At 50.5% G+C, this 25,785-nt stretch carries 18 protein-coding genes; 4 read left to right on the top strand and 14 right to left on the bottom strand.

All coding sequences use genetic code 11. From position 1 onward, the window contains the following. Positions 1-23 precede the first annotated feature (23 nt). The 9 genes from lpxK to serC form a co-directional block, all read right to left on the bottom strand. Entirely contained in the window at positions 24-1,001 is a 978-nt protein-coding gene (gene lpxK / locus JTI85_RS08560; protein WP_199963158.1) for a tetraacyldisaccharide 4'-kinase, read from the bottom strand. Then, a complete protein-coding gene (gene msbA, locus JTI85_RS08555) occupies positions 998-2,746 on the bottom strand; it encodes a lipid A ABC transporter ATP-binding protein/permease MsbA (protein ID WP_048212139.1) in 1,749 nt (582 codons plus the stop codon). Before msbA ends, lpxK begins: the two co-directional genes overlap by 4 nt. Before the next feature lie 36 nt (positions 2,747-2,782). Continuing rightward, positions 2,783-5,047 (bottom strand): ComEC family protein, encoded by a 2,265-nt coding sequence (locus JTI85_RS08550; protein ID WP_219352431.1) that lies wholly within the window; start codon positions 5,045-5,047, stop codon positions 2,783-2,785. Positions 5,048-5,253: 206 nt separating this feature from the next. Then, positions 5,254-5,538, bottom strand: coding sequence for an integration host factor subunit beta (ihfB, locus tag JTI85_RS08545; protein WP_003035780.1), 285 nt, complete (start codon positions 5,536-5,538; stop codon positions 5,254-5,256). Positions 5,539-5,732: 194 nt separating this feature from the next. After that, a complete protein-coding gene (rpsA, locus tag JTI85_RS08540) occupies positions 5,733-7,406 on the bottom strand; it encodes a 30S ribosomal protein S1 (RefSeq protein ID WP_003035776.1) in 1,674 nt (557 codons plus the stop codon). Positions 7,407-7,519: 113 nt separating this feature from the next. Continuing rightward, positions 7,520-8,203 carry a (d)CMP kinase gene (gene cmk, locus JTI85_RS08535; RefSeq protein ID WP_005123561.1) on the bottom strand — a complete coding sequence of 228 codons (684 nt, stop codon included), beginning with the start codon at positions 8,201-8,203 and terminating at the stop codon, positions 7,520-7,522. Between the two features lie 171 nt (positions 8,204-8,374). Then, complete coding sequence (locus JTI85_RS08530) at positions 8,375-9,136, bottom strand: M48 family metallopeptidase (RefSeq protein WP_219352429.1); 762 nt, start codon at positions 9,134-9,136, stop codon at positions 8,375-8,377. Positions 9,137-9,274: 138 nt separating this feature from the next. Further along, a complete protein-coding gene (gene aroA / locus JTI85_RS08525) occupies positions 9,275-10,558 on the bottom strand; it encodes a 3-phosphoshikimate 1-carboxyvinyltransferase (RefSeq protein WP_061067616.1) in 1,284 nt (427 codons plus the stop codon). A gap of 68 nt (positions 10,559-10,626) precedes the next feature. Beyond that, complete coding sequence (gene serC, locus JTI85_RS08520) at positions 10,627-11,715, bottom strand: 3-phosphoserine/phosphohydroxythreonine transaminase (protein ID WP_048212142.1); 1,089 nt, start codon at positions 11,713-11,715, stop codon at positions 10,627-10,629. A gap of 445 nt (positions 11,716-12,160) precedes the next feature. On the opposite strand from serC, the gene ycaO reads away from it, so the two are divergent. The 4 genes from ycaO to pflA all read left to right on the top strand — a co-directional run bounded on the left by ycaO (position 12,161) and on the right by pflA (position 18,576). Continuing rightward, entirely contained in the window at positions 12,161-13,921 is a 1,761-nt protein-coding gene (gene ycaO, locus JTI85_RS08515; protein ID WP_124021525.1) for a 30S ribosomal protein S12 methylthiotransferase accessory factor YcaO, read from the top strand. Positions 13,922-14,325: 404 nt separating this feature from the next. Next, the gene (focA, locus tag JTI85_RS08510) at positions 14,326-15,183 is read left to right on the top strand and encodes a formate transporter FocA (protein ID WP_003831909.1); all 858 of its coding nucleotides are present in this window, start codon (positions 14,326-14,328) and stop codon (positions 15,181-15,183) included. A gap of 59 nt (positions 15,184-15,242) precedes the next feature. Beyond that, on the top strand, positions 15,243-17,525 hold the full coding sequence (gene pflB, locus JTI85_RS08505; protein WP_048212143.1) for a formate C-acetyltransferase: 2,283 nt from the start codon (positions 15,243-15,245) through the stop codon (positions 17,523-17,525). 310 nt (positions 17,526-17,835) lie between these two features. After that, positions 17,836-18,576 carry a pyruvate formate lyase 1-activating protein gene (gene pflA / locus JTI85_RS08500; RefSeq protein WP_003035751.1) on the top strand — a complete coding sequence of 247 codons (741 nt, stop codon included), beginning with the start codon at positions 17,836-17,838 and terminating at the stop codon, positions 18,574-18,576. A gap of 43 nt (positions 18,577-18,619) precedes the next feature. Here the strand turns inward: pflA and JTI85_RS08495 are convergent, their stop codons facing one another. The 5 genes from JTI85_RS08495 to dmsA all read right to left on the bottom strand — a co-directional run bounded on the left by JTI85_RS08495 (position 18,620) and on the right by dmsA (position 25,675). Then, positions 18,620-20,041 (bottom strand): amino acid permease, encoded by a 1,422-nt coding sequence (locus JTI85_RS08495; protein ID WP_219352427.1) that lies wholly within the window; start codon positions 20,039-20,041, stop codon positions 18,620-18,622. A 216-nt stretch (positions 20,042-20,257) separates the two neighbouring features. Continuing rightward, positions 20,258-21,406 carry an MFS transporter gene (locus JTI85_RS08490; RefSeq protein WP_219352426.1) on the bottom strand — a complete coding sequence of 383 codons (1,149 nt, stop codon included), beginning with the start codon at positions 21,404-21,406 and terminating at the stop codon, positions 20,258-20,260. Between the two features lie 331 nt (positions 21,407-21,737). After that, positions 21,738-22,601 carry a dimethyl sulfoxide reductase anchor subunit family protein gene (locus JTI85_RS08485; protein WP_048212144.1) on the bottom strand — a complete coding sequence of 288 codons (864 nt, stop codon included), beginning with the start codon at positions 22,599-22,601 and terminating at the stop codon, positions 21,738-21,740. 1 nt (position 22,602) lies between these two features. Further along, on the bottom strand, positions 22,603-23,220 hold the full coding sequence (locus tag JTI85_RS08480; RefSeq protein ID WP_005123570.1) for a DMSO/selenate family reductase complex B subunit: 618 nt from the start codon (positions 23,218-23,220) through the stop codon (positions 22,603-22,605). Between the two features lie 10 nt (positions 23,221-23,230). Continuing rightward, positions 23,231-25,675 (bottom strand): dimethylsulfoxide reductase subunit A, encoded by a 2,445-nt coding sequence (gene dmsA, locus JTI85_RS08475; protein ID WP_121584417.1) that lies wholly within the window; start codon positions 25,673-25,675, stop codon positions 23,231-23,233. Between the last annotated feature and the right edge of the window lie 110 nt (positions 25,676-25,785).

Here is a 25,785-nt window from a genome sequence, read left to right as displayed (position 1 = left end):
TTCGCTGCCGCAGCGTGAATCAGTCAGCGAGTCAGCGAGATTAAGCTATCCAGCAACGCATCAGGCCGTTCGCCTGACAGATGTGCGTCAACGGGTAAATACCACCAGTTATCATCGGCAAACGCACGACATTTAACCGCATCTTTTTCCGTCATCACCAGCGTTTGTCCTTCTGCTAACAACGCACTGACGTCACTGTAGGTCAGAGACTGATGGTCTGCCAGTGCGACACATTTTTGTAACCTGGCGCCACATGCCTCAAGCGTGGCAAAAAAACGGGGTGGATGACCGATACCCGCCATGGCGACAATATCAGGCAGTTGCGCCACATCGCGACGTTCACCGGTACGTAAATTAACGGCCGGTCCCGGCTCAAGATGCATGGGAATTTCACCCGGTCGCGCAACGCCGCCATTAACGATCGTGGCATCTACCGATTTAAGGCGACCTGCGCGTTCACGCATTGGCCCAGCAGGGAGCCACCAGCCGTTACCAAACCGACGCACACCGTCAATCACCACGATTTCCACATCACGAGCCAGACGATAGTGCTGTAACCCATCGTCTGTCACAATAATCTGCACGTCATGGTGAGCAAGGATCGCTTTTACCGCATCCGATCTTACCGGAGATACCGCTACGGGTACGCCGGTACGTTGAAAGATAAGCACAGGCTCATCACCCGCTTCTGCGGTAGTGGTGTCTGCCGTTAGCAATAGCGGATAAGTCACTGCTTTCCCGCCATAACCACGAGACACTACGCCCACACGAATACCGCGTTGCTGCAGCTGCTCAACCAGCCAAATCACTACCGGCGTTTTACCATTGCCGCCCGCGGTAAGATTGCCAACCACCACCACCGGTACTGGCGCACGCCATGCACGTTTAAGCCCAAGCTTGTAGCATAGGCGGATCCCGCCACTCACCAGGCCATACAGCCAGGAGAGTGGAAGTAGCAATCGCCACAGCGGCGATTCACCAGACCAGATACGTGCGATCATTGACCGAATTGCATCTTATGTAATTGTGCATAAACCCCACGCTGCTCAAGCAGTTCGCTATGGGTTCCGCGTTCGACAATCAGACCATCCTCCACCACGATGATCTCGTCTGCCTGTTCAATGGTAGAAAGGCGGTGAGCAATAACCAGAGAGGTACGGTTTTTCTGTAGCTCATCCAGCGCAGACTGAATCGCGCGTTCGGATTCGGTATCCAGCGCCGACGTAGCTTCATCGAGGATCAGGATCGGACTGTCGCGCAGCAAGGCGCGAGCGATGGCGATACGCTGGCGCTGACCACCTGAAAGCAGCACGCCGTTTTCGCCAATCACCGTATCCAGACCATCATCCATCTTGTTGATGAAATCCATGGCGTAGGCCATCTGTGCCGCTTTTTCGATCTGCTCGCGGCTGTACATATCGGTACGCGCGTAGGCGATGTTGTTGGCAACCGTATCATTGAACAGGTGAACGTTCTGCGATACCAGCGCCACCTGATCGCGCAGCGATGACAGGGTGTATTCACGCAGGTCGTGCCCATCCATCAGAATCTGCCCTTCATCGATATCGTAGAAGCGCGTGATCAGGCTGGCGATAGTGGATTTACCAGAACCCGAACGACCAACCAGGGCAACGGTTTTGCCCGCCGGAATATTCAGGTTGATGTTACGTAGCGCAGGAATGTCACGGCCCGGGTAGGTAAAGGTCACGTTACGGAACTCCAGATCGCCAGAAGCGCGCTCAATGACGCGTTTACCTTCATCTTTCTCTTGTTCGCTATCCAGTATCGTAAATAAGGTCTGGCATGCCGCCATACCGCGCTGGAACTGCGCATTGACGTTAGTCAGTGACTTCAGTGGACGCATCAGGGCGATCATTGAAGAGAAGACAACGGTGATTGTCCCTGCCGTCAGGTTTTCCATCACGCTTGGGAAACTGGCCGCATATAACACGAAGGCCAGAGCCAGAGACGCAATCAGCTGGATGATAGGATCGGAGATAGAAGAGGCAGAAACCATCTTCATACCCTGCAGACGCATCTTGTTGCTGACTTTGTCAAAACGCTTGGTTTCAACTTCCTGACCACCAAAAATCAAAACTTCTTTGTGGCCTTTCAGCATCTGCTCCGCACTTGTCGTAACCTGCCCCATGGTGTTTTGCATGTTTTTACTGATGCTACGAAAGCGCTTGGAAACCACTCGGATTGCCACTGACACAATTGGCGCCAGCACAATCAGGATCAATGACAGCTGCCAACTGTAATAGAACATCATGATAAACAGGCCAATAATCGAGGCACCTTCACGTACTACGGTGATTAGCGCACCAGAAGATGATGACGCTACCTGCTCTGAATCATAGGTAATACGAGACAGCAGCGTACCGGTAGACTGTTTATCAAAAAAGGCGACAGGCATGCCCATCATATGACCAAACAGGCGGCGGCGCATGGTCATGACCACTTTGCCTGACACCCATGAAATACAGTAGCTGGAGACGTAGCTCGTAATACCGCGAACTATCATTAGCCCAATGACCACCAGAGGCATCCACAGCAGCACAGAGCGATCAGTTTTACCAAAACCATCATCCAGTAATGGCTTGAGGAGCGATAACATGAAGGTATCGCTGGCCGCGTTAAGGACTAACGCTATACCCGCCACGATCAGACCCGATTTAAAAGGCGCTATGGTTGGCCATAGTCGGCGAAACGTCTGCCACGTAGAGAGATCTTTATCGTTATGCATTCAAAAAACCAGCATTTGTTAGAATAGCCGCATATTCTACCCGTTATCCTCCAACACGCCAAACCACTGATGATACCAACGGGGTAAAATCTGATCCCGTAAGCTGCGTATGCGCCAACTTTTTTGATAAATATCTAGCGTGATTTGCCCCTGGTGGGGTGTGTCCAGCCACTGATAATTTTGTTTCCGGTAACGCTGTCGGACTTTCCATGACGGTAGACGCCAGGCATTGTAGCGGGATGCTGAGGCTATTGCGGCCTGTCCGCCAACGCGTTGAATCAGCGCCAATGAGGATGACGTGTTACTCCCGTGGTGTGGAACCTGCACAAACGTAGCCTGCAGATGCTGCCAGTAGTGACTTAGCATTTTTTGTTCAGCAGGGGATTCAATATCACCAGTCAGGAGAATACTCTGATGTCCGTCATCCACCTTTACCACACAGGAATGGTTATTCCCCTGCTCTTTATTTCCACTGACTGGCCAATGTGCACTAAATGTTAATCCCTGCCATTGCCAATGCTCCCCGCGAAAACAAGGGAGATGCCCTTTCCAGCCCAACGGACTTCTGATCCACAGTGACGGCCAAGCTTGCTGTAGCGATTGCAACCCTCCACGGTGATCCAAATGCTCGTGACTTAGAATTACCCCTTGCGGTTCCAGGTTGTGCCAACGTAGCCAGGGAATAATCAGCTGTTGCGCGCTATCACCTTCAGGCCATGCCAGACCAGTATCATAAAGCAGTGCTTTACCATTACGCGCAATCACCATCGCCAGCCCCTGCCCGACGTCCAGCATATGTACCTGCCACAAATCAGCGCGGGGTGTCCTCCAGAACGGTCCACTCAATAACAAAAGCCCGGTAAAACAGGCAACCGGTAGCGTTTCCCAGGCATTTAATCGCCATGCAATAAGCATCAGCCATGGGGACAGTGCAAGCCATTGCCAACGCGCATCAATGTTGAGCCATCCATCCGGTAAGCTATTGAGACCCCAAAATAACAGCTCCAGAGAACGGTCAGCGAGATACCACAGCCCTGCCTCGATCATCACCTGACCGGTTAAATGCACGACCATACCCGCTAATATCAGAGGAACTGAAACAAATGTGACCAGCGGTACCGCAAATAAATTGGCCAGCAATGAGCTCAGGCTAACACCGTGAAATAATGCGATTTGGACAGGCAGAAGCAGTACCGTAATTCCCAGTTGAAGATGAGCAAGCGCCAGCACTGCACGTCCGATACGCGAGAGCGGCCAGCACGGCATCGGCATCCACTGAAACCAGAATATCAGCGCCGCTACGGCGAAAGCAGACAACCACAGACTTTGTGAAATCACCGCGACCGGATCTACTACCACAATTGCTGCCAGACAGGTAATCCAGACAGCCCAGCCACTCCACTGCCTGCCGCTTAGTTTTAGTGCCCCCCATACCATTAGCGCGATGACCGTGCGTAATGCCGGAGGTTGCAGCCCCGTCAGCCAGGCATAAAATGCAGCGCAGAGCACACCTCCGACTAGCGGAGCCTGCCAGCAGATCCAGCGTGCTGGCATAAAAAATTGTCCGCCTCGTATCAATCCGCCAGCGAGGAGTGCGGCAAAAGCAATATGCAGCCCGGAAATGGCCATCAAATGTGCTGTTCCGGTATCACGCATTATATTTTTTACCGCCTGCGATACAGACAAACGTTCCCCCATCCCCAGCCCCAGTATGACTTGCTGCCAGGGATAGGCGGCAAGCGTGGTTTTTAGCGAGGAGAGATAACGTGCACGCAGACTGCATTGCGGTGTAATCACTGAGGCCTGCAGAAATCGCCCCGTTAGCGGCTGATGCTGTGCCAATGCATAGCGCTGGCTATCAAATCCACCTTCATTCAGTTGCCCATGCACAGCGCGAACTTTCAGCATCATCGCCCATGTCTGACCTGCGCAAACATCGCCAGGTAAGTACTGTCCATACAGTACGACGCCAACGGCAGGAAAGATTCGTTTCCCCTGAAGGTGAGTGATTTGGCCGTAGTGCGTTGTCATATTGTCAGTTCCGGTTATCCTCACAATGGCTTGCTGGGTTTTCGCAGGCAGCGTATTACCGGCCCAGATAACCTCTTTCGCAGCCAGTATTCCCCACAGGAAAAACAGCAGGACTAATCCAGCGTAATGCATATATCGATGAGGAATGAGACAAAGCAGACACGCCAGACCAAATACCAAGCTGACACACAGCATGTCAGGTAATACGGGTAATACCGTCAGCGGGAGAATGCCGCATAACGCACACGTACTGATTGTTGTTAGTTTCATATGACACCTCCCTGTGACAGGGAGTGTGCAGGACAACTCAGCAGATGTCTGGCAACTATTTACCGGTAAACGAGGTGCGTTCCGATGTTATTTAACTGCAGATGTAACATACAAATATGTTGGGAGAGAGATTCCAGAACAGGGAGGTGAAAATGAAAAAAGCACCCATACAGGTGCTTTTCTCGGGGCTAAGTCTTGCTGAGGACTTAACCGTAAATATTGGCGCGATCGCGCAGTTCTTTACCCGGCTTAAAGTGCGGAACATATTTTCCTTCCAGATCCACTTTATCGCCAGTCTTCGGATTACGTCCGGTGCGTGGTGCGCGGTAATGCAAAGAAAAACTGCCGAAACCGCGGATTTCAATACGCTCGCCCTGCGCAAGAGTCGAGGCCATATGTTCCAGCATCTCTTTTACTGCATCTTCAACCGCTTTCGCGGGAATATGAGGTTGCTGGGTTGCAAGTCTTTCAATCAATTCTGACTTGGTCATGATTCCTCCGGTTCCTTAAAGGCAAAATTAGCTGCTGCATTGATTAAGGGCGGCCGTAGCCGCCCTTTGTCATTGATTACAGGACGAATCCTGTAATCTGTCAAGCTACTCGTTACCCTTTGTGCTGTTAACAGCACAAAGGATTTATACCCGTCATACTTCAAGTTGCATGTGCGGATATAGAGTACTCGATATTACTCGCCTTTAGCTGCTTTGAAAGCTTCAGCCATTGCGTTGTTAGAGAAGTTTGCATCTTCCTGTTTGTTAACAGTTGCGATTGCATCTTTCTCATCAGCTTCGTCTTTAGCACGAACAGACAGGCTGATTGCACGGTTCTTACGATCAACGCCGGTGAATTTAGCTTCAACGTCGTCGCCTACGCTCAGAACCAGAGTTGCATCTTCAACGCGGTCGCGGGAAGCTTCAGAAGCGCGCAGGTAACCTTCAACGCCGTCAGCCAGTTCTACGGTTGCGCCTTTAGCGTCAACTGCAGTGACTTTACCGTTTACGATTGCGCCTTTCTTGTTCAGTGCAACCCAGTTGTTGAACGGATCTTCTGCGAGCTGTTTAACGCCCAGAGAGATACGCTCACGCTCTGCGTCAACCTGCAGAACAACTGCTGCGATTTCGTCGCCTTTTTTGTATTCACGAACTGCTTCTTCGCCTGCAACGTTCCAGGAGATGTCAGACAGGTGAACCAGGCCGTCGATGCCGCCGTCCAGGCCGATGAAGATACCGAAGTCAGTAATAGACTTGATTTTACCTTCAACACGGTCGCCCTTGTTGTGGGTTTCCGCGAACTGCTGCCATGGGTTGTTTTTGCACTGCTTCAGACCCAGGGAGATACGACGACGTTCTTCGTCGATATCCAGAACCATAACTTCCACTACGTCGCCAACGTTAACAACTTTGGACGGGTGGATGTTTTTGTTGGTCCAATCCATTTCGGAAACGTGAACCAGGCCTTCAACGCCTTCTTCGATTTCAACGAAGCAGCCGTAGTCGGTCAGGTTGGTCACGCGACCAGTCAGTTTGGTACCTTCCGGATAACGCTTAGCGATAGCTACCCATGGATCTTCGCCCAGCTGTTTCAGGCCCAGAGATACACGAGTACGCTCGCGGTCGAACTTCAGCACTTTAACAGTGATTTCGTCGCCAACGTTTACGATTTCGCTCGGATGCTTAACGCGTTTCCATGCCATGTCGGTGATGTGCAGCAGGCCGTCAACGCCACCCAGATCAACGAATGCACCGTAGTCAGTGAGGTTCTTAACGATACCTTTAACTTCCATGCCTTCCTGCAGGTTTTCCAGCAGCTGATCGCGTTCTGCGCTGTTTTCGGATTCGATAACGGCACGACGGGAAACAACAACGTTGTTACGCTTCTGATCCAGCTTGATTACTTTGAATTCAAGCTCTTTGCCTTCCAGGTGCAGCGTGTCGCGGACCGGACGAACGTCTACCAGGGAACCCGGCAGGAACGCGCGAATACCATTCAGCTCAACAGTGAAGCCACCCTTGACTTTGCCATTGATAACACCAGTAACGGTTGCAGCTTCTTCGTAAGCTTTTTCCAGCGTGATCCAAGCTTCGTGACGTTTAGCTTTTTCACGGGACAGCAGGGTTTCACCGAAGCCGTCTTCTACTGCATCCAGAGCAACGTCAACTTCGTCACCAACCTGGATTTCCAGCTCGCCCTGGGCGTTTTTGAACTGCTCTGCCGGAATGGCGGACTCAGATTTCAGACCGGCGTCAACCAGTACTACGTCTTTGTCGATAGCAACAACAACACCACGAACGATGGAACCCGGGCGGGTTTCGATTTCTTTTAAGGATTCTTCAAACAGTTGAGCAAAAGATTCAGTCATGTTTAATCTTCAGGTTTCATATTTAACGTCCACCTGGCTCCATGCCGGATGGGGTTGTTTAACATACCCGCTGTCAATCCATTGCAACGGGGGTACTGCAAATTCGGTCGCACTTATGCGAGAGCCAGTTTTTGGCGCGCGTATTGTAACGCTTTTTCAATCACTTGCTCAATGCTTAATCGGGTTGAATCTAAAACTAAAGCATCAGCAGCGGGAACCAGCGGCGCTACAGCACGGTTACGATCGCGGTAATCACGTTCTTCGATCTCGGCCAAAAGGCGTTCAAAGTTAACACTAAAGCCTTTCTCCTGCAACTGTAGCATACGTCGATGCGCACGTTCTTGCGAGGAGGCGTCCAGAAAAATTTTTACTGGCGCATCAGGGAACACCACCGTGCCCATATCACGTCCGTCGGCAATCAGGCCGGGCGCTTCACGAAACGCGCGTTGGCGACGTAACAGCGCTTCGCGTACGCGAGGAAACGCAGCGACCTGAGAGGCGGCATTCGCCACTTCCTGGGTGCGGATTTCGCCGCTGACATCTTCGCCTTCCAGAATGACTTCCAGGTTGCCGTCCGTTGAGATAAAACGCACATCCAGGTGTGAGGCAAGCGGTACCAGAGCATCTTCAGAAGTGACATCAACATGGTGATGTAACGCTGCGAGCGCCAGTACGCGGTAGATCGCGCCTGAATCTAACAGATGCCACTGCAATGCTTCCGCCATTGCCTTGCACAAGGTGCCTTTTCCTGCACCACTTGGGCCATCAATGGTAATAACCGGGGCAATTGCCGTCATCTTTTTCTCCTTAAACGGGCATACGTTAACGTGAACGCCGCGCATTATACGCGCCAACGCTAATAATCGTTAACACAGAGTGTAAAAACCCGATTAGTCTGTAACGATATGAGGAAGAATTGCGCAATTATAGCGGGCTGGCGAGAAACCAGCCCGGAAGATGACACTGTTTTACTTTTTATCTGCAGCGATACGTTCACGCATATGCTGAGCACGATCGTCAGATGCCGGATGAGAATCCATCAGTGATTTTGCATGGCCTGCGTCCATCGTGGCAAACTTATCAAACGCAGTCACTAACCCCTGACGGTCAATACCGCGTTTTTTCAGCAAATCATAGGAAAAGTCATCCGCATCCGATTCCTGGCTACGGGAAAACGCTGAGTTAATCACACCTTCCGCCAGATCGCCCAACTGAGACTGGGAAAGCTGAGAAGCGACGCCGCTGGTCGCAGAAATAGCATCGCGCGCAGCGAGTGTGGCATACGCAGTCTGCATTGCTTTACGTGAGTGTCCTAAAGAAACATGGCCCAACTCATGACCCAGCACACCTTCAACCTCATTGTCGGTCATCTGGTCCATCAAACCCGAATAAACACGTACGCATCCATTCGCCATTGCCCAGGCATTGATATCACTGGTCATATAAACCTTATAGTTGACCGGCGTTCCATCAATGTTATTACCCAACGCTTTCGCAATTTTATTCAGACGCTTAGTGTATTTGCTTTTTGCGCCCGCTAGCTGGTTTTCGCTATCCATCTGCTTACATGAACTGTTAGAGAGAGATTTGACATCAGCGTCGGAAAGCGTCGCAGCTTTATAAGCCGCCATACCGGAACTGGCAACAAGGTCGCCATTTACGCCATTTTTACAACCTGCCAACAACGTAGCGGAAACCGTCAACGCCAAAAAGAGTGATTTATTTTTCATGCTAATCTTCCGATGATATTTATAATAAAAACAAATAAATAAGTTAAATCATCAACAAATTAGCATTAGTTGTAAGCGTAAAAACAGTGCGGTTACGGACATCGAAACGCCAGTCCAGGGACCGGCGTTTCGTGAGGATCAGGCAGGAGTACTAATACGGGCCAACTGTTCGAAATAATCCGGGAAGGTTTTGGCGGTGCATTTAGGGTCCAGAATGGTTACCGGCGTGTCAGACAACGCCACCAGCGAGAAACACATCGCCATACGGTGATCGTTATAGGTCGCAATATCCGCAAACTGCAGCTTAACCGGCGGAGTGATACGGATAAAATCATGCCCCTCTTCAACTTCCGCGCCCACTTTCCGCAACTCTGTTGCCATCGCAAACAGACGGTCGGTCTCTTTGACGCGCCAGTTGTAAATGTTCCGTAAAGTCGTTGTGCCCTTTGCAAACAACGCGGCGGTCGCAATGGTCATTGCCGCATCAGGAATATGGTTCATGTCCATATCGACAGCGTTCAACTCACCGCGAGTACAGGCAATAAAATCATCACCCCATGTCACGGTCGCGCCCATTTTTTCCAGCACATCAGCAAAGCGAATATCACCCTGCATGCTATGACGCCCAATCCCGGTAACCTTCACCGTACCGCCTTTGATCGCGCCAGCCGCAAGAAAATACGAGGCCGATGAAGCGTCGCCTTCTACCAGATAGGCGCCCGGAGACTGGTACTGTTGGTTGCCCTGCACGACAAAGCGCTGGTAGTTCTGATTCTCAATTTCAACACCAAACGTTTTCATCAGGTTCAGTGTGATATCAATGTAAGGTTTGGATACCAGCTCACCTTTAATGGCGATCGTCGTGTCCTGCGGCGCCAGCGGCGCAGTCATCAGCAATGCAGTGAGGAACTGGCTGGATACGCTGCCGTCTACCTCAACTTGCCCTCCGGTGAAACCACCGCGCAGACGTAGAGGCGGATAATTTTCCTGCTCCAGGTATTCAATGTTGGCTCCGCCCTGGCGTAACGCATCAACCAGATGACCAATCGGGCGCTCTTTCATGCGCGGTTCGCCCGTCAGCACGATGTCATTGCTGCCCAGGCACAGCGCTGCGGCCAGCGGGCGCATTGCGGTTCCGGCATTGCCAAGGAACAGCTCTACAGCGCCTTCTGCATGCAGCGCGCCGCCGTTACCGATTATCTCGCAACGCGTGCGATCGGCAGAAAGGGTATAGCTAATCCCTAACGCATTCAGAGCATTAAGCATATGGCGGACATCATCGCTGTCCAGTAGGTTGGTCAGGACAGTGGTGCCATTTGCTAATGCAGCCAGCAGCAAAGCGCGGTTAGAAACACTTTTGGATCCAGGCAGATTGATGGTGCCATCCACCCGCGCAATGGGTTGTAACGTCAGGGATTCCATGAAACTCAACTCTCAAAAACAGACATAAAAACCCCACAGACTGACTGTGGGGATGAAAATACAGCAGATTAGCCGCGGCGGCGCTCGAAATCGACCATGAAATCGGTCAGTGCTTTTACGCCTTCCAGCGGCATAGCGTTATAGATTGAAGCCCGCATTCCGCCAACTACACGATGTCCCTTCAGTGCATGCAGACCGGCAGCAAACGACTCTTCCAGGAAAAGTTTATCCAGCGCGTTGTCAGCCAACTGGAACGGGACGTTCATGCGTGAACGGTTCGATTTCGCCACATCGTTGCGGTAGAAATCGCTGTTATCAATCACGCCGTACAACAGTTCCGCTTTTTGCTGGTTAATTTTATCCATCGCGTTAACACCGCCCTGCTCTTTCAGCCATTTAAAAACCAGGCCAGACAGATACCAGGCAAAGGTCGGTGGCGTATTGAACATGGAGTCGTTGTCATTCAGCACGGTATAGTCGAGGATTGACGGGCAGGACACATGGGCCTTACCCAGCAAATCTTCACGTACGATGACAATGGTCAGCCCGGCCGGGCCGATGTTTTTCTGCGCCCCGGCGTAAATTACGCCATAACGACTAACGTCAAGCGGTGCGGAAAGAATGGTCGAGGACAGATCCGCCGTAACCACCACGTTGCTGGCAAAATTCGGCGTTTCATCAATCGCGATACCGTCGATGGTTTCGTTCGGACAATAGTGCAGATACGCCGCATTGTCAGAAAGCTGCCACTCACTCATCGGTTTAACAGCACGCAGTCCGTCAACGGTGACTTTGGCATCGATAACATTTGGCGTGCAGTACTTTTTCGCTTCTTTAATTGCACTGGCGGCCCAGTAACCGGCATCGACGTAATCCGCCGTGGTTTTGTCACCCAGAATATTTAATGGGATACCCGCAAACTGCCCACGGCCACCGCCATGACAGAACAACACTTTATAGTTGGAGGGGATACTGAGAAGATCGCGAAAATCCTGCTCCGCTTCCTCTGCGACCTGGATGAACTCTTTGCCACGGTGGCTAATTTCCATCACCGACGTACCAAGACCGTTCCAGTCGCGAAGATCCTGTTGAGCCAGTTTAAGTACTTCTGCCGGTAGCATTGCCGGACCTGAACTAAAATTGAAGACCTGAGCCATTTCCCCTCACCACGTTGTGTTGTTATCCGATCAACATCCTGTCGTTTACGATAATTCCTGTGACAGACATTGGGTATAAGTTATTCCTGTGGATATCGGTTTTATCATTCAGTGACACGCGCCGCAATGGGTAAAACTGGCCAGGGCAAAAATGAGCGGTGCATCACACAAAAGAATCTATCGGATTGACGGATAAAAACCGAGATTTTCGCTATCAGGAGGCGCATTTGGCCCAGCCAACCTTCGACCATTCTGGTTTTGCATAGCGCAGAGATATATAAAGAAAGAAGCCCCCTTCCCTTCAGCAGATAGTCCGCAGACATTCGACTGAACACGCTACGGTGTGAATCAAATGCTTTATTTACGCCGAGGCTCGGGCGGCGATAGCGCCATTCATTGAAAACCCGTATCATTGCGCGCTTTCCGTACGACAAAAGTGATTTTCATGACGCAAACATTTATCCCCGGCAAAGATGCCGCACTGGAAGATTCCATCGCTCGCTTCCAGCAAAAATTACTCGACCTCGGTTTTCAAATTGAAGAAGCCTCGTGGTTGAATCCCGTTCCTAACGTCTGGTCTGTGCATATTCGCGACAAAGAATGCGCGCTGTGCTTTACCAACGGTAAAGGTGCGACGAAAAAAGCGGCGCTGGCCTCCGCACTGGGCGAATATTTTGAGCGTCTGTCCACGAATTACTTCTTTGCGGATTTCTGGCTGGGCGACACCATCGCTAACGGCCCGTTCGTACATTACCCGAACGAAAAATGGTTCCCACTGACAGAAGATGATGACGTACCTGAAGGTTTGCTGGATGCGCGTCTGCGTGCATTCTACGATCCAGACAATGAACTGACCGGTAGCATGCTTATCGATCTGCAATCCGGCAATGAAGAACGCGGCGTTTGCGGCCTGCCGTTTACCCGTCAGTCAGATAATCAGACCGTTTACATTCCGATGAACATTATCGGTAATCTGTACGTATCTAACGGTATGTCTGCGGGTAACACACCGAATGAAGCCCGCGTTCAGGGGCTGTCTGAAGTTTTTGAGCGCTATGTGAAAAACCGCATTATCGCGGAAAGCATCAGCCTGCCGGAAATTCCGGCCGAAGTGATGGCGCGTTACCCGGCAGTCGTTGAATCCATTGCAAAGCTGGAAGCCGAAGGATTCCCAATCTTCGCATACGACGGCTCGCTGGGCGGCAAATACCCGGTTATCTGCGTTGTACTGTTCAACCCGGCTAACGGTACCTGTTTTGCCTCTTTCGGCGCGCACCCGGATTTCGGTGTTGCACTGGAGCGTACCGTCACCGAACTGTTGCAGGGCCGTGGCCTGAAAGATCTTGATGTCTTCACTCCCCCAACCTTCGACGATGAAGAAGTGGCTGAGCACACTAACCTCGAAACGCACTTCATCGATTCCAGCGGTCTGATCTCCTGGGATCTGTTCAAGCAAGATGCCGATTACCCGTTCGTTGACTGGAATTTCTCCGGCACCACGGAAGAAGAGTTCGCAACCCTGATGGCCATCTTCAAAGCGGAAGATAAGGAAGTCTACATCGCCGACTACGAGCATCTGAGCGTTTACGCTTGCCGCATTATCGTCCCGGGCATGTCTGACATCTACCCTGCAGAAGATTTGTGGTTAGCCAACAACAGCATGGGAGCGCACCTGCGTGAGACCATTCTCTCTCTGCCAGGCAGCGAATGGGAAAAAGATGACTACCTCAACCTGCTCGCACAGCTGGATGAAGAAGGATTTGACGACTTCACTCGCGTACGTGAGCTGCTGGGTTTGGCGACCGGTGCAGATAATGGCTGGTATACCCTGCGCATTGGCGAGCTCAAAGTAATGCTGGCTCTGGCGGGCGGTGACCTTGAGCAGGCACTGATCTGGACGGAATGGACAATGGAATTTAATGCATCCGTCTTTAGTGCTGAACGCGCAAACTATTACCGTTGCCTGCAAACTCTGCTGCTGCTCTCTCAGGAAGAAGATCGTCAGCCGCTGCAGTATCTTAACGCATTTGTTCGTATGTACGGTGCAGAGGCAGTTGAAGCAGCAAGTGCAGCAATGAGCGGAGAAGCGCCATTCTACGGATTACAAACGGTTGATAGCGATCTGCGGGCTTTCCCGGCACATCAGTCTCTGCTGAAAGCCTATGAGAAGCTGCAACGCGCGAAAGCAGCACACTGGTCAAAATAGTGGCAAACAGCCCGCGTTGAGTAGGCTAAACGTATTGTCTGGGCTATATTACGGGGCGCTCTAAGCGCCCTGTTTTTTTATTTTTGTGTACTCAAAAATAAATGTAAAAACAAGGTTAAATATTAGTAGTTGATATTAAAATTTTTGGTTTATTAATATCGCTATTTATCTCAATTACTCCATTTTAATTAACCGTCCGACTGGAGGCATAAAGAAAAATTTCAACTCACTTTATAATTTTTAAAATTTATTTTTACATGGATAATCAACAAGTTACACCGTAATTGCATAAAAACCATGCGTCTTACGGGCCTATAAGCCAGGCGAGATATGATCTATATCAAATTCTCATCTATAATGCTTTGTTAGTATCTCGTCGCCGACTTAATAAAGAGAGAGTTAGTGTGAAAGCTGACAACCCTTTTGATCTTATACTTCCTGCTGCTATGGCCAAAGTTGCCGAAGAAGCAGGCGTCTATAAAGCAACGAAACATCCGCTTAAGACGTTCTATCTGGCAATTACTGCCGGTGTGTTCATTTCAATTGCCTTTGTTTTCTATATCACTGCCACAACCGGTACCGGCACAATGCCTTTCGGCATGGCAAAGCTGGTGGGTGGTATCTGCTTTTCCCTGGGGCTGATCCTTTGCGTTGTCTGCGGCGCTGACCTCTTCACTTCAACCGTACTGATTGTCGTCGCTAAAGCCAGTGGTCGTATTACCTGGGGTCAGTTAGCGAAGAACTGGCTTAACGTTTATGTCGGTAACCTGATTGGTGCGCTGATTTTTGTGTTACTCATGTGGCTTTCTGGCGAGTATATGACCGCCAACGGCGCGTGGGGACTCAACGTCCTGCAAACTGCCGACCACAAAGTGCACCATACTTTTGTTGAAGCTGTAAGCCTTGGTATTCTGGCTAACCTAATGGTGTGCCTGGCGGTATGGATGAGCTACTCTGGCCGCAGCCTGATGGACAAAGCGTTTATCATGGTATTACCGGTCGCAATGTTTGTTGCCAGCGGTTTTGAGCACAGTATCGCAAACATGTTTATGATCCCTATGGGTATCGTAATACGCGATTTCGCCACCCCGGAATTCTGGACCGCTGTCGGTTCTTCTCCGGAGAATTTTTCTCACCTGACCGTGATGAATTTCATCACCGATAACCTGATTCCGGTTACGATCGGTAACATTATCGGCGGCGGTTTGTTGGTCGGGTTGACATACTGGGTCATTTATCTGCGTGGTAACGATCATCATTAATCTGTTGATGCTCATTACACGCAGTAAATAAAAAATCCACTTAAGAAGGTAGGTGTTACATGTCCGAGCTTAATGAAAAGTTAGCCACAGCCTGGGAAGGTTTTACCAAAGGTGATTGGCAGAATGAAGTAAACGTCCGTGACTTCATTCAGAAAAACTACACTCCGTATGAGGGTGACGAGTCCTTCCTGGCTGGCGCAACTGAAGCGACCACTGCACTGTGGGACAGCGTAATGGAAGGCGTTAAACAGGAAAACCGCACTCACGCGCCTGTTGACTTTGACACCTCCGTTGCTTCTACCATCACTTCTCACGACGCTGGCTACATCAACAAAGCACTTGAGAAAATTGTTGGTCTGCAAACTGAAGCTCCGCTGAAACGTGCGATTATCCCGTTTGGCGGTATCAAAATGGTTGAAGGTTCCTGCAAAGCGTACAATCGCGAACTGGACCCGATGCTGAAAAAAATCTTCACCGAATACCGTAAAACCCACAACCAGGGTGTATTCGATGTTTATACCAAAGACATTCTGAACTGCCGTAAATCCGGTGTTCTGACTGGTCTGCCAGATGCGTATGGCCGTGGCCGTATCATCGGTGACTACCGTCGCGTTGCGCTGTACGGTATCGACTACCTGATGAAAGACAAATACGCTCAGTTCGTCTCTCTGCAGTCCGATCTGGAAAATGGCGTAAACCTGGAAGCAACTATCCGTCTGCGTGAAGAAATTGCTGAACAGCACCGCGCTCTGGGTCAGATCAAAGAAATGGCTGCTAAATATGGCTGCGATATCTCTGGTCCGGCTACCAACGCTCAGGAAGCTATCCAGTGGACTTACTTCGGCTACCTGGCCGCGGTTAAATCTCAGAACGGCGCAGCAATGTCCTTCGGTCGCGTATCCACCTTCCTGGATGCTTACATCGAACGTGATATCAAAGCAGGCAAAATCACCGAGCAAGACGCACAGGAAATGATCGACCACCTGGTCATGAAACTGCGTATGGTTCGCTTCCTGCGTACTCCTGAATATGATGAACTGTTCTCCGGTGACCCGATTTGGGCAACTGAATCAATCGGCGGTATGGGCGTTGATGGCCGTACTCTGGTTACCAAAAACAGCTTCCGCTTCCTGAACACCCTGTACACCATGGGTCCTTCTCCGGAGCCGAACATCACTGTTCTGTGGTCTGAAAAACTGCCTCTGAACTTCAAGAAATTCGCCGCTAAAGTGTCCATCGACACCTCTTCTCTGCAGTACGAGAACGATGACCTGATGCGTCCGGACTTCAACAACGACGACTACGCTATCGCTTGCTGCGTAAGCCCGATGGTTGTTGGTAAACAAATGCAGTTCTTCGGTGCGCGTGCAAACCTGGCGAAAACCATGCTGTACGCAATCAACGGTGGCGTTGATGAAAAACTGAAAATGCAGGTTGGTCCTAAATCTGAACCGATCAAAGGCGACGTTCTGAACTTCGACGAAGTTATGGACCGCATGGATCACTTCATGGACTGGCTGGCTAAACAGTACGTCACTGCACTGAACGTTATTCACTACATGCACGACAAGTACAGCTACGAAGCCTCTCTGATGGCGCTGCACGACCGTGACGTTATCCGCACCATGGCGTGTGGTATCGCTGGTCTGTCCGTTGCTGCTGACTCCCTGTCTGCAATCAAATATGCGAAAGTTAAACCGATTCGTGACGAAGACGGTCTGGCTATCGACTTCGAAATCGAAGGCGAATACCCGCAGTTTGGTAACAACGACTCTCGCGTTGATGACATGGCGGTTGACCTGGTAGAACGTTTCATGAAGAAAATTCAGAAACTGACTACTTATCGTAACGCTATCCCGACTCAGTCTGTTCTGACCATCACCTCTAACGTGGTTTATGGTAAGAAAACTGGTAACACCCCAGATGGTCGCCGTGCTGGCGCGCCGTTCGGACCGGGTGCTAACCCAATGCACGGTCGTGACCAGAAAGGTGCTGTTGCCTCTCTGACCTCCGTTGCTAAACTGCCGTTTGCTTACGCTAAAGATGGTATCTCTTACACCTTCTCTATCGTTCCGAACGCGCTGGGTAAAGACGACGAAGTTCGTAAGACCAACCTGGCTGGTCTGATGGATGGTTACTTCCACCACGAAGCGTCCATCGAAGGTGGTCAGCACCTGAACGTGAACGTCATGAACCGTGAAATGCTGCTGGACGCGATGGAACATCCGGAAAAATATCCGCAGCTGACCATCCGTGTTTCTGGCTACGCAGTACGTTTTAACTCCCTGACTAAAGAACAGCAGCAGGACGTTATTACTCGTACCTTCACTCAGACCATGTAATTGGTTTTGACTGAAATCGTACTTTAAAAAGCGTACAATAAAGGCTCCACGTAAGTGGGGCCTTTTTAATAGCCTGCTTTGTCAGCTATCTATACTTATATACTCGATGGATTTCGAGTTGCATTGAGGCAGCAACGGAGTGAATCCCCTGGAACGTACAGAAGTACGTGACTGGGGTGAGCGAAGGAAGCTAACAAAGATGCAGCTTGAAAGACAAAAAGTATGGATAACAGCCAAAACAGACTCGACACAGTTAATAACTGTGCACTAACACTGGCCCCGGATGGGCCACACCTGGAGAAACACCGCAATGTCAGTTATTGGTCGCATTCACTCCTTTGAATCCTGTGGCACTGTAGATGGCCCGGGCATCCGTTTTATTACCTTCTTCCAGGGCTGCCTGATGCGCTGCCTGTACTGCCACAACCGTGACACATGGGATACGCACGGCGGTAAAGAAGTCACCGTCGATGAATTAATGAAAGAAGTCGTGACCTATCGTCACTTTATGAACGCATCCGGTGGTGGCGTAACGGCATCCGGCGGAGAGGCCATTCTCCAGGCTGAATTCGTCCGTGACTGGTTCCGTGCCTGTAAAAAAGAAGGGATTCATACCTGTCTTGATACTAACGGTTTTGTTCGCCGTTACGATCCAGTGATTGATGAACTGCTGGAAGTCACCGACCTGGTGATGCTCGATCTGAAACAGATGAACGACGAGATCCACCAGAACCTGGTCGGCGTATCTAACCATCGTACGCTGGAGTTCGCTCGTTACCTGTCTAACAAAGACATCAAAGTGTGGATCCGCTACGTTGTCGTGCCTGGCTGGTCCGATGATGATGATTCAGCACACCGTTTGGGCGAGTTTACCCGTGATATGGGCAATGTCGAAAAAATTGAACTGCTGCCATACCACGAACTTGGCAAACACAAATGGGTGGCAATGGGTGAAGAGTACAAACTCGACGGCGTGAAGCCGCCGAAAAAAGAGACCATGGAGCGCGTGAAAGGTATCCTTGAGCAGTATGGTCACAAAGTGATGTACTAAGCTTTGTGGTGGGTAACGAGCCTGTTACCCACCCCATTTCCCCTTAACGCCCTCTTCTTGCCAGCAGCGGGAAAATCAATCCCAGCCCAACCAGCACAAACGGCGTCACAATGTTCAACGTGAGCTGGAATGTCCACTCTGGAGTAAAGGCTTCCATTTTCGGAAAGATCCCCGTGAGGCAAGCAAACGCAGTAAACGCAAAACACCAAATTCCCACCGTCATCGCCAGAGAGCGGTTACGAATGAAGACATATTCCGGTTTATATTTCTGCGCCAAACGAATAACGGCAATAAATGCCACAAACACCCACAGATAGCGCAGAGGCATCACCACTGAATTCAAATTCAGTAGCCATTTATACAAATTGTTCATGTCTCCGATACCCAGCGTTGGCAACATAATCAAAATGGCCACCAGCACCAGTGTCAGAATATAGCCATTCACCGGTGTACCAGAGGCATTGGTTTTACACAGGCTTTCAGGGATATATTTGCGATCAGCATCGCCCAGTAAAACTTTAAGCGGAGCATCAATAGAAAACACCAAAGCCGCAATTTGACCTAACGTGTTGGCAACTGCATAAATAACCATCAATGTGTTACCCATGCCGTAATACTCCCCGAGTTTCTGGAAAGCGTAATACTGGCCATTAGTCATTAAGTCATCAGGAATATGCTGAGAGTCAAACATCATCCCCATTACCAGAGAACCCAGGATCGCGCACACCGCCACCATAACCGCCAGAACTAACATCCCTTTCGGGAACTCTTTGCCAGGGTTACGCGTCTGGTTAACGTATGGAGAGATTTTCTCCGCGCCACCGACCGCAAAGACCAGCATCGAGATCGTTGTGATATAGGTAAAATCGATGTGCGGGATAAAAGATTCCCAGGTGATATTGGTTGTGGCGATTTGCACATCAGTAATCGCCGGGGCGGTGACGGCCATTACGACATACAGAATGGACATCACAAACATCGCGATCCCCGCAACCGATCCAACGATTTTAAGCGATTTCATGCCACGGGATGCAACCCACATGAAAAAGACAAACAGCGCTAACGTCAGCCCCTGCAACGCCACCACGGTATACTCTTTAATCAGCGAACCATCGCCTTTCAGAGCCCATCCCAGCGCAATCAGAATAGCCTGTGGCTTTTGCGCCAGATAAGGGATATGCACCACCCAATAGGTCCACGCTGCGAGATAAGCCAGTCCCGGTCCCATTGTGTGTTTAATCCATGTACTAACCCCACCCTTACCGTCTTTAAACGTGGAGCCAAGTTGTCCGACAATCAGTGCATAAGGGATAAAATAGAGGGCGAAAATAAATATCCATGAAGAAACAACCACCAATCCCTGATTAGCATAGTTGTTTACAACGTTGCCGAATCCCCATACGGTAATAAAAGACATCAATGCGATGTTGTACCACCGCAATTGTTTTTCCTGCACACTTGCCATTGGCGATCCTTCGTAGACGCTATTTTTGATAATCAATAAATGAAGCGAGGGATTATGCGCGGTAAAATGGCCAAGCGGAAATGGCAGAATGTAAAACTATAATCTTCTGCACATTTTATTTTCAGGAAAGAATAGCGATGATTAAATAAAACAGGCTCCCATAAAGTATACATAAACAACATGTATGGGAACCTGTTTTTATCCTGTTAAATCAAATCAGATATGCGCCACAGAATTCGGTGTATGCCCTGTCTTACGCAGCAGCATCAGTAAATAAATAAACGATACGCCGGCAATCATGATAAACAGTAAACTGTCAGAATAATTTTGCATCAGCATGGCGGTAAATGACGGCCCAAGCAGGCTACCCACGGTATAGCTTAATAACAATGCCTGGTTCATAGCGACCAACTGATGATGTTCTACTTTCTCGCAGGCCCAGGCCATCGCAACCGGATAAAGGGTGAAACCTGCCGCGCCCAGCATAAACAATGCAGGTGCCATTGCCGCCTGATTCAGCATAGCGATACTCCCGACGATCACCACAAAGACCTGAACGCGCAAAACCAGCAAGCGACCTAACTTATCGGCCAGACGACCAATTGGCCATTGTCCCAGAATACCTGCACTGACCAGTACCGCCATCCAGAAACCAATGCTGGCATTGCTGACACCCTGATGGTTGAGGTACAGCGGCATCAGGCCATACAGCGACCCCAGCACAATCCCGGAAATAATGCAGCCATTCACGCCCAGACGCGCCTGGCGAAGCTTCAGCATAGAGACAATGGGGGTTGACTGTTGTTCATCACCCTGCTGATTCACAATGCGGGTAAAGAGCAACGGTAATACTCCGGCAAGGATAGTGCCGGTCACCCACGGCAGAACATTCATTAATTCTGTCGAGACTTTACTGACCAATAATTGTCCTAAAAACGTCCCTACGTAATAGACCATCATATAGGCGGCAAGTAAGCGTCCACGGTTACGCGACGTCCCGCTGCACATCAACGCACTTTCCACCACCACCCAGATCATGGCACAACCGATACCCGCAATAAAACGCCAGGTCATCCAGCTCCAAAAACCTACCATGACGCCCAGTCCGACACAGCCCGCAGCAAAAATAAGCGAGGCTATGTAATAGCTGCGGTTAAAACCGAGGTGTTTAATTAAGTACCCGGTCAGTAACGTCCCAACCAGATTTCCGGTGAAATAGGACGAACTGACCACTCCTACCTGCCAGGTTGGCAGATTTTCATGGGCGAGCCAAAGCGGGACGAGCGTGTTTAACACGGCGATCGCCAGGGTCAACAGAAGCAGCCCGCACAGCAATAGCATAACGGGACGGGTATAGGTGGACATGAATAAAAACCGTGAGGAAGTTCAAATTTCATGCGCATCATGCCACTGCAAAAAACATTGTCAATCGGCGCAATCAGGGGCCTGAGGCGCTTTCAGGGGGATCGATTCGTATTACTGATTCTTAATGCGGATTGATAAAAAATGGGAAAATACATCTATTTGTTTTAATTGATCTAAAACAAAATTGCCCCGCTACGTTCAGTCGAAAAAATTCATGGATAATAGGCATCTTTTATTTGTGGGATGACCATATTAACGCCTTATCCGACCTACACGTTCAGTACTGTAATGTGTAGGCCGGACAAGCGCGATGCCATTCGGCATTTTCAGGTTAGCTGGCGACCGCCATGCCGACCGTCATATGCAGACCATAGAACACGCCGCGGCCAATCAGCTCACCGACTAACAGCAGAATAAACGCGACGGAAAGCAGTGGTATTGCCGGCTGGTAACCTTTCACCTGCGGAACAATCCAGCAGCACAACGCTAAAGCCAGTGCCACAATCCGCCATGCCATCAGCGAACCGTAATCGGGCACCAGCGCAGATGCCTGCTGAATTGAGCTGTGGATTGTCGCCAGCTCGGCACCCTGCATCACGGACATGATGCCGCTCACAACCAGAGCAAGCACTGAAATAGCAGGCAGCAGTCGCATAGCCCAGCCGTCAATTCCGGCAACGCGTAATAGCAGATATCCCAGCAGCGGACCTCCCATGAACAACGTCAGGAAGAACCCAACCGGCGTCCAGACACTATACCAGGTAGGCACCGTATCAATAGTGTTATATACGCGCACCATCATCCAGACAAAAACTACGCCCAGCACCATGGTGAGAACTAACCACAGATTGCGTAATGCTGGTGACATTTTTTTCAACACCGCCAGTAACCAGCCAATACCACCAACGGCAAAGAAGATCGAGCCGCTGGCGATTTCGTTACTTAGCGCGGAAGAACCGACACGGTTGAGGGAGTTAAACGCCCGCATCGGTGAGCCCAGATGAAGCATGGAAGCAATAAAACCGATGCCCATCAATACCCACAGGCCAAACATGCAGGCAATCACACGCTGTTGTGAATCAGGGCGTAAGTCCCCTTTCATCAGCGCCAGCGCCAGAACGATAAAGCCACCCACAACACACTGCCCGAAAACAGTGAAGATCATCAGCGGCCATTCATGCCATCCACTTCCCATCTTACACCTCCTTCGGATTAGCCAGATAACCCGTGGTATCCCCGGTCGGGCGGCTATTGGCATTTGGTTTGATGACGATGCTCGGTTTGGTAAAGTGCGCGCCAGGGAGCGGCGCAACCGCGGCCAGGGTGCCGTGTTTTTTACGCAGTTCCTCTATCGGGCCGAAGTCCAGCGCACGCAACGGGCAGGATTCGACACAGATGGGTTTCTTACCCTCAGCAACGCGTTCATGACAGCCATCGCACTTGGTCATGTGTCCTTTGGCGGCATTGTATTGCGGCGCGCCATACGGGCAGGCCATGTGGCAATAGCGACAGCCAATGCACACATCTTCATCCACGACCACAAAACCATCTTCACGTTTGTGCATCGCGCCGCTTGGACACACCTTGGTACAGGCCGGGTCTTCACAGTGGTTGCACGCAATGGAGAGGTAGTAGGCGAAAACGTTCTGGTGCCAGACACCGTTATCTTCCTGCCAGTCACCACCGGCGTATTCGTAAATACGGCGGAAACTGACGTCAGGCGTTAAATTTTTGAAGTCTTTGCAGGCCAGTTCGCAAGTTTTGCAACCGGTGCAACGGCTGGAATCAATAAAAAATCCATACTGGGTTGTCATCGGTTACTCCTTACACCTTTTCAACCTGAACAAGGTTCGTATGTGATGGGTTCCCCTTAGCGAGAGGAGAAGGTCGCTGGGTCGTCAGCACGTTAATACAACCGCCCTGATCCACACGTTTCACATCCGGGTCATACCAGGCGCCCTCACCCAGCGCTACAACGCCAGGCATCATACGTGGGGTAACTTTAGCCTCAATATGCACTTCGCCACGGTCGTTAAAGATACGTACCTTGTCACCGTTGTTAATACCACGTCGTTGTGCATCCATCGGGTTAATCCACATTTCCTGGCGACAGGACGCTTTCAGAACGTCAACGTTGCCATAGGTCGAGTGGACGCGAGATTTATAATGGAAGCCCGTTAATTGCAGAGGGAATTTTTCCACCAGTGGATCGTTTAAGCTTTCAAAGCCCGGTGTATAAATCGGTAATGGATCGATCACATCGCCTTCCGGCAGTTCCCAGGTTGCAGCGATTTCTGCCAGCGCTTGAGAATAAATTTCAATCTTACCTGACGGCGTGGTAAGCGGATTGGCTTTGGGGTCCTCACGAAATGCTTTATACGCCACGTGATGTCCTTCAGGATCACGCTGCTTAAAGATGCCCTGCTTACGGAACTCTTCAAATGTCGGCAGTTCCGGTATAGCCTTGCGCGACTGTTCATACAGATGACGCATCCACTCTTCCTGAGTACGGCCTTCCGTGAACTGTTGCTCGACGCCAAGGCGTTTCGCCAGCTCGCTGGTCATTTGGTAGATAGTCTTGCATTCAAAGCGTGGTTTGATCGCCTGATCGGTGAAAATCACGTAGGACATATTCCCGCAAGATGCATCCAGCGCGAAGTCCATCTGCTCAGAGGCCGTGCAGTCCGGCAGCAGAATATCGGCATATTTCGCCGAGGAGGTCATATGACAATCAATAACGACGATCATTTCACACTTCTTATCATCCTGCAGGATTTCATGCGTGCGGTTGATATCAGAGTGCTGGTTAATCAAGCAGTTACCGGCATAGTTCCAGATCATCTTAATCGGAACATCGAGCTTATCCTTACCACGAACACCGTCGCGCAGCGCCGTCATTTCCGGACCACGCTCAATCGCATCCGTCCACATAAACATTGAGATACTGGTTTCGACGGGGTTTTCCAGCGTTGGCATACGCTCAAACGGTAAATCGTATGATCCCTCACGTGCACCGCTGTTGCCGCCGTTAATACCAACGTTGCCGGTGAGAATGGCCAACATCGAAATGGCACGGGTCGCAATCTCACCGTTGGCGTGACGCTGCGGCCCCCAACCCTGGCTAATGTAGGCGGGTTTCGCGCTACCAATTTCACGCGCCAACTTAACAATTCGTTCAGCAGGAATACCGGTTATCTGCGCAGCCCATTCCGGGGTCTTCGCGATACCGTCTTTACCCTGACCGAGAATATACGCCTTATAATGACCGTTCTTCGGCGCGCCCGCCGGGAGAGTTTTTTCGTCATAGCCCACGCAGTACTTATCGAGGAACGGTTGATCAACCATATTCTCGCTGATCAGTACATAGGCAATACCGTTAACCAGCGCTGCATCTGTACCCGGTCGAATGGGAATCCATTCATCTTCACGACCCGCACCGGTATCCGTGTAGCGGGGATCGATTATGATCATGCGGGCATTAGATTTCTGCCGCGCCTGTTCAAGGTAGTAGGTCACCCCACCACCGCTCATACGAGTTTCGCCTGGGTTATTACCAAACAGGACAACGAGCTTACTGTTTTCAATGTCAGACGGGCTGTTACCGTCAGCCCATCCGCCATAGGTATAGTTCAGTCCTGCCGCGATTTGCGCAGAAGAATAATCCCCATAGTGGTTCAGGTAACCGCCGCAACAGTTCATTAAACGTGCCACCAGCGTTTTACCCGGCGGCCATGAGCGCGTCATCGTGCCGCCCAGCGTGCCGGTACCGTAGTTCAGATAGATAGACTCGTTACCGTAGTCTTTAATCAGACGCTGCATATTGCTGGCGATGATATCGTAGGCTTCATCCCAACTGATGCGCTCAAATTTACCTTCGCCGCGTTTGCCGACACGCTTCATTGGGTATTTCAGACGATCGGGATTATAGACGCGACGGCGCATAGAGCGCCCACGCAGACAGGCGCGTACCTGGTGCAGACCGTCATAGTTGTCATCACCGGTGTTGTCGGTTTCGACATACTTTATTTCACCGTCTACCACATGCATACGCAGCGGACAGCGGCTACCACAGTTCACCGTACACGCGCTCCAGATCACTTTCTCATTAATCTGTGTTGGATTGAGGGCTTCTGCGGCATTTGCGATACGGGTAAATGGCAGGGTAAACGCGCTACTGGCCACCGCCAGTCCGCCTATCGCCGTCGTTTTCACCAGACCGCGGCGACTAACCTCAGCTGCCAGTACGGCATCGGGGATCTTAGTTTTCATAGTGGCTCACTCTGCTGCTCACAATAAACAAAAAGGGAATGTTCGTTGTATAGTCGTTTATATATCGATACTATCGTTATACAGACCGTTATATATCGAATTTATGCAAA

This window comes from Citrobacter sp. Colony219 (genome assembly GCF_019382635.1).
Lineage (GTDB): Bacteria > Pseudomonadota > Gammaproteobacteria > Enterobacterales > Enterobacteriaceae > Citrobacter > Citrobacter youngae.
This window is presented reverse-complemented; position numbering and strand designations above follow the sequence as displayed.

Excerpts from the sequence above, each read along its gene's own strand:
- ycaO (WP_124021525.1), top strand. The coding sequence starts at position 12,161 with ATGACGCAAACATTTATCCCCGGCAAAGATGCCGCACTGGAAGATTCC.
- rpsA (WP_003035776.1), bottom strand. The coding sequence starts at position 7,406 with ATGACTGAATCTTTTGCTCAACTGTTTGAAGAATCCTTAAAAGAAATC.
- dmsA (WP_121584417.1), bottom strand. The coding sequence starts at position 25,675 with ATGAAAACTAAGATCCCCGATGCCGTACTGGCAGCTGAGGTTAGTCGC.
- aroA (WP_061067616.1), bottom strand. The coding sequence starts at position 10,558 with ATGGAATCCCTGACGTTACAACCCATTGCGCGGGTGGATGGCACCATC.
- serC (WP_048212142.1), bottom strand. The coding sequence starts at position 11,715 with ATGGCTCAGGTCTTCAATTTTAGTTCAGGTCCGGCAATGCTACCGGCA.
- cmk (WP_005123561.1), bottom strand. The coding sequence starts at position 8,203 with ATGACGGCAATTGCCCCGGTTATTACCATTGATGGCCCAAGTGGTGCA.
- msbA (WP_048212139.1), bottom strand. The coding sequence starts at position 2,746 with ATGCATAACGATAAAGATCTCTCTACGTGGCAGACGTTTCGCCGACTA.
- pflA (WP_003035751.1), top strand. The coding sequence starts at position 17,836 with ATGTCAGTTATTGGTCGCATTCACTCCTTTGAATCCTGTGGCACTGTA.
- JTI85_RS08490 (WP_219352426.1), bottom strand. The coding sequence starts at position 21,406 with ATGTCCACCTATACCCGTCCCGTTATGCTATTGCTGTGCGGGCTGCTT.
- lpxK (WP_199963158.1), bottom strand. The coding sequence starts at position 1,001 with ATGATCGCACGTATCTGGTCTGGTGAATCGCCGCTGTGGCGATTGCTA.
- JTI85_RS08495 (WP_219352427.1), bottom strand. The coding sequence starts at position 20,041 with ATGGCAAGTGTGCAGGAAAAACAATTGCGGTGGTACAACATCGCATTG.
- JTI85_RS08485 (WP_048212144.1), bottom strand. The coding sequence starts at position 22,601 with ATGGGAAGTGGATGGCATGAATGGCCGCTGATGATCTTCACTGTTTTC.
- ihfB (WP_003035780.1), bottom strand. The coding sequence starts at position 5,538 with ATGACCAAGTCAGAATTGATTGAAAGACTTGCAACCCAGCAACCTCAT.
- JTI85_RS08550 (WP_219352431.1), bottom strand. The coding sequence starts at position 5,047 with ATGAAACTAACAACAATCAGTACGTGTGCGTTATGCGGCATTCTCCCG.
- JTI85_RS08530 (WP_219352429.1), bottom strand. The coding sequence starts at position 9,136 with ATGAAAAATAAATCACTCTTTTTGGCGTTGACGGTTTCCGCTACGTTG.
- JTI85_RS08480 (WP_005123570.1), bottom strand. The coding sequence starts at position 23,220 with ATGACAACCCAGTATGGATTTTTTATTGATTCCAGCCGTTGCACCGGT.
- pflB (WP_048212143.1), top strand. The coding sequence starts at position 15,243 with ATGTCCGAGCTTAATGAAAAGTTAGCCACAGCCTGGGAAGGTTTTACC.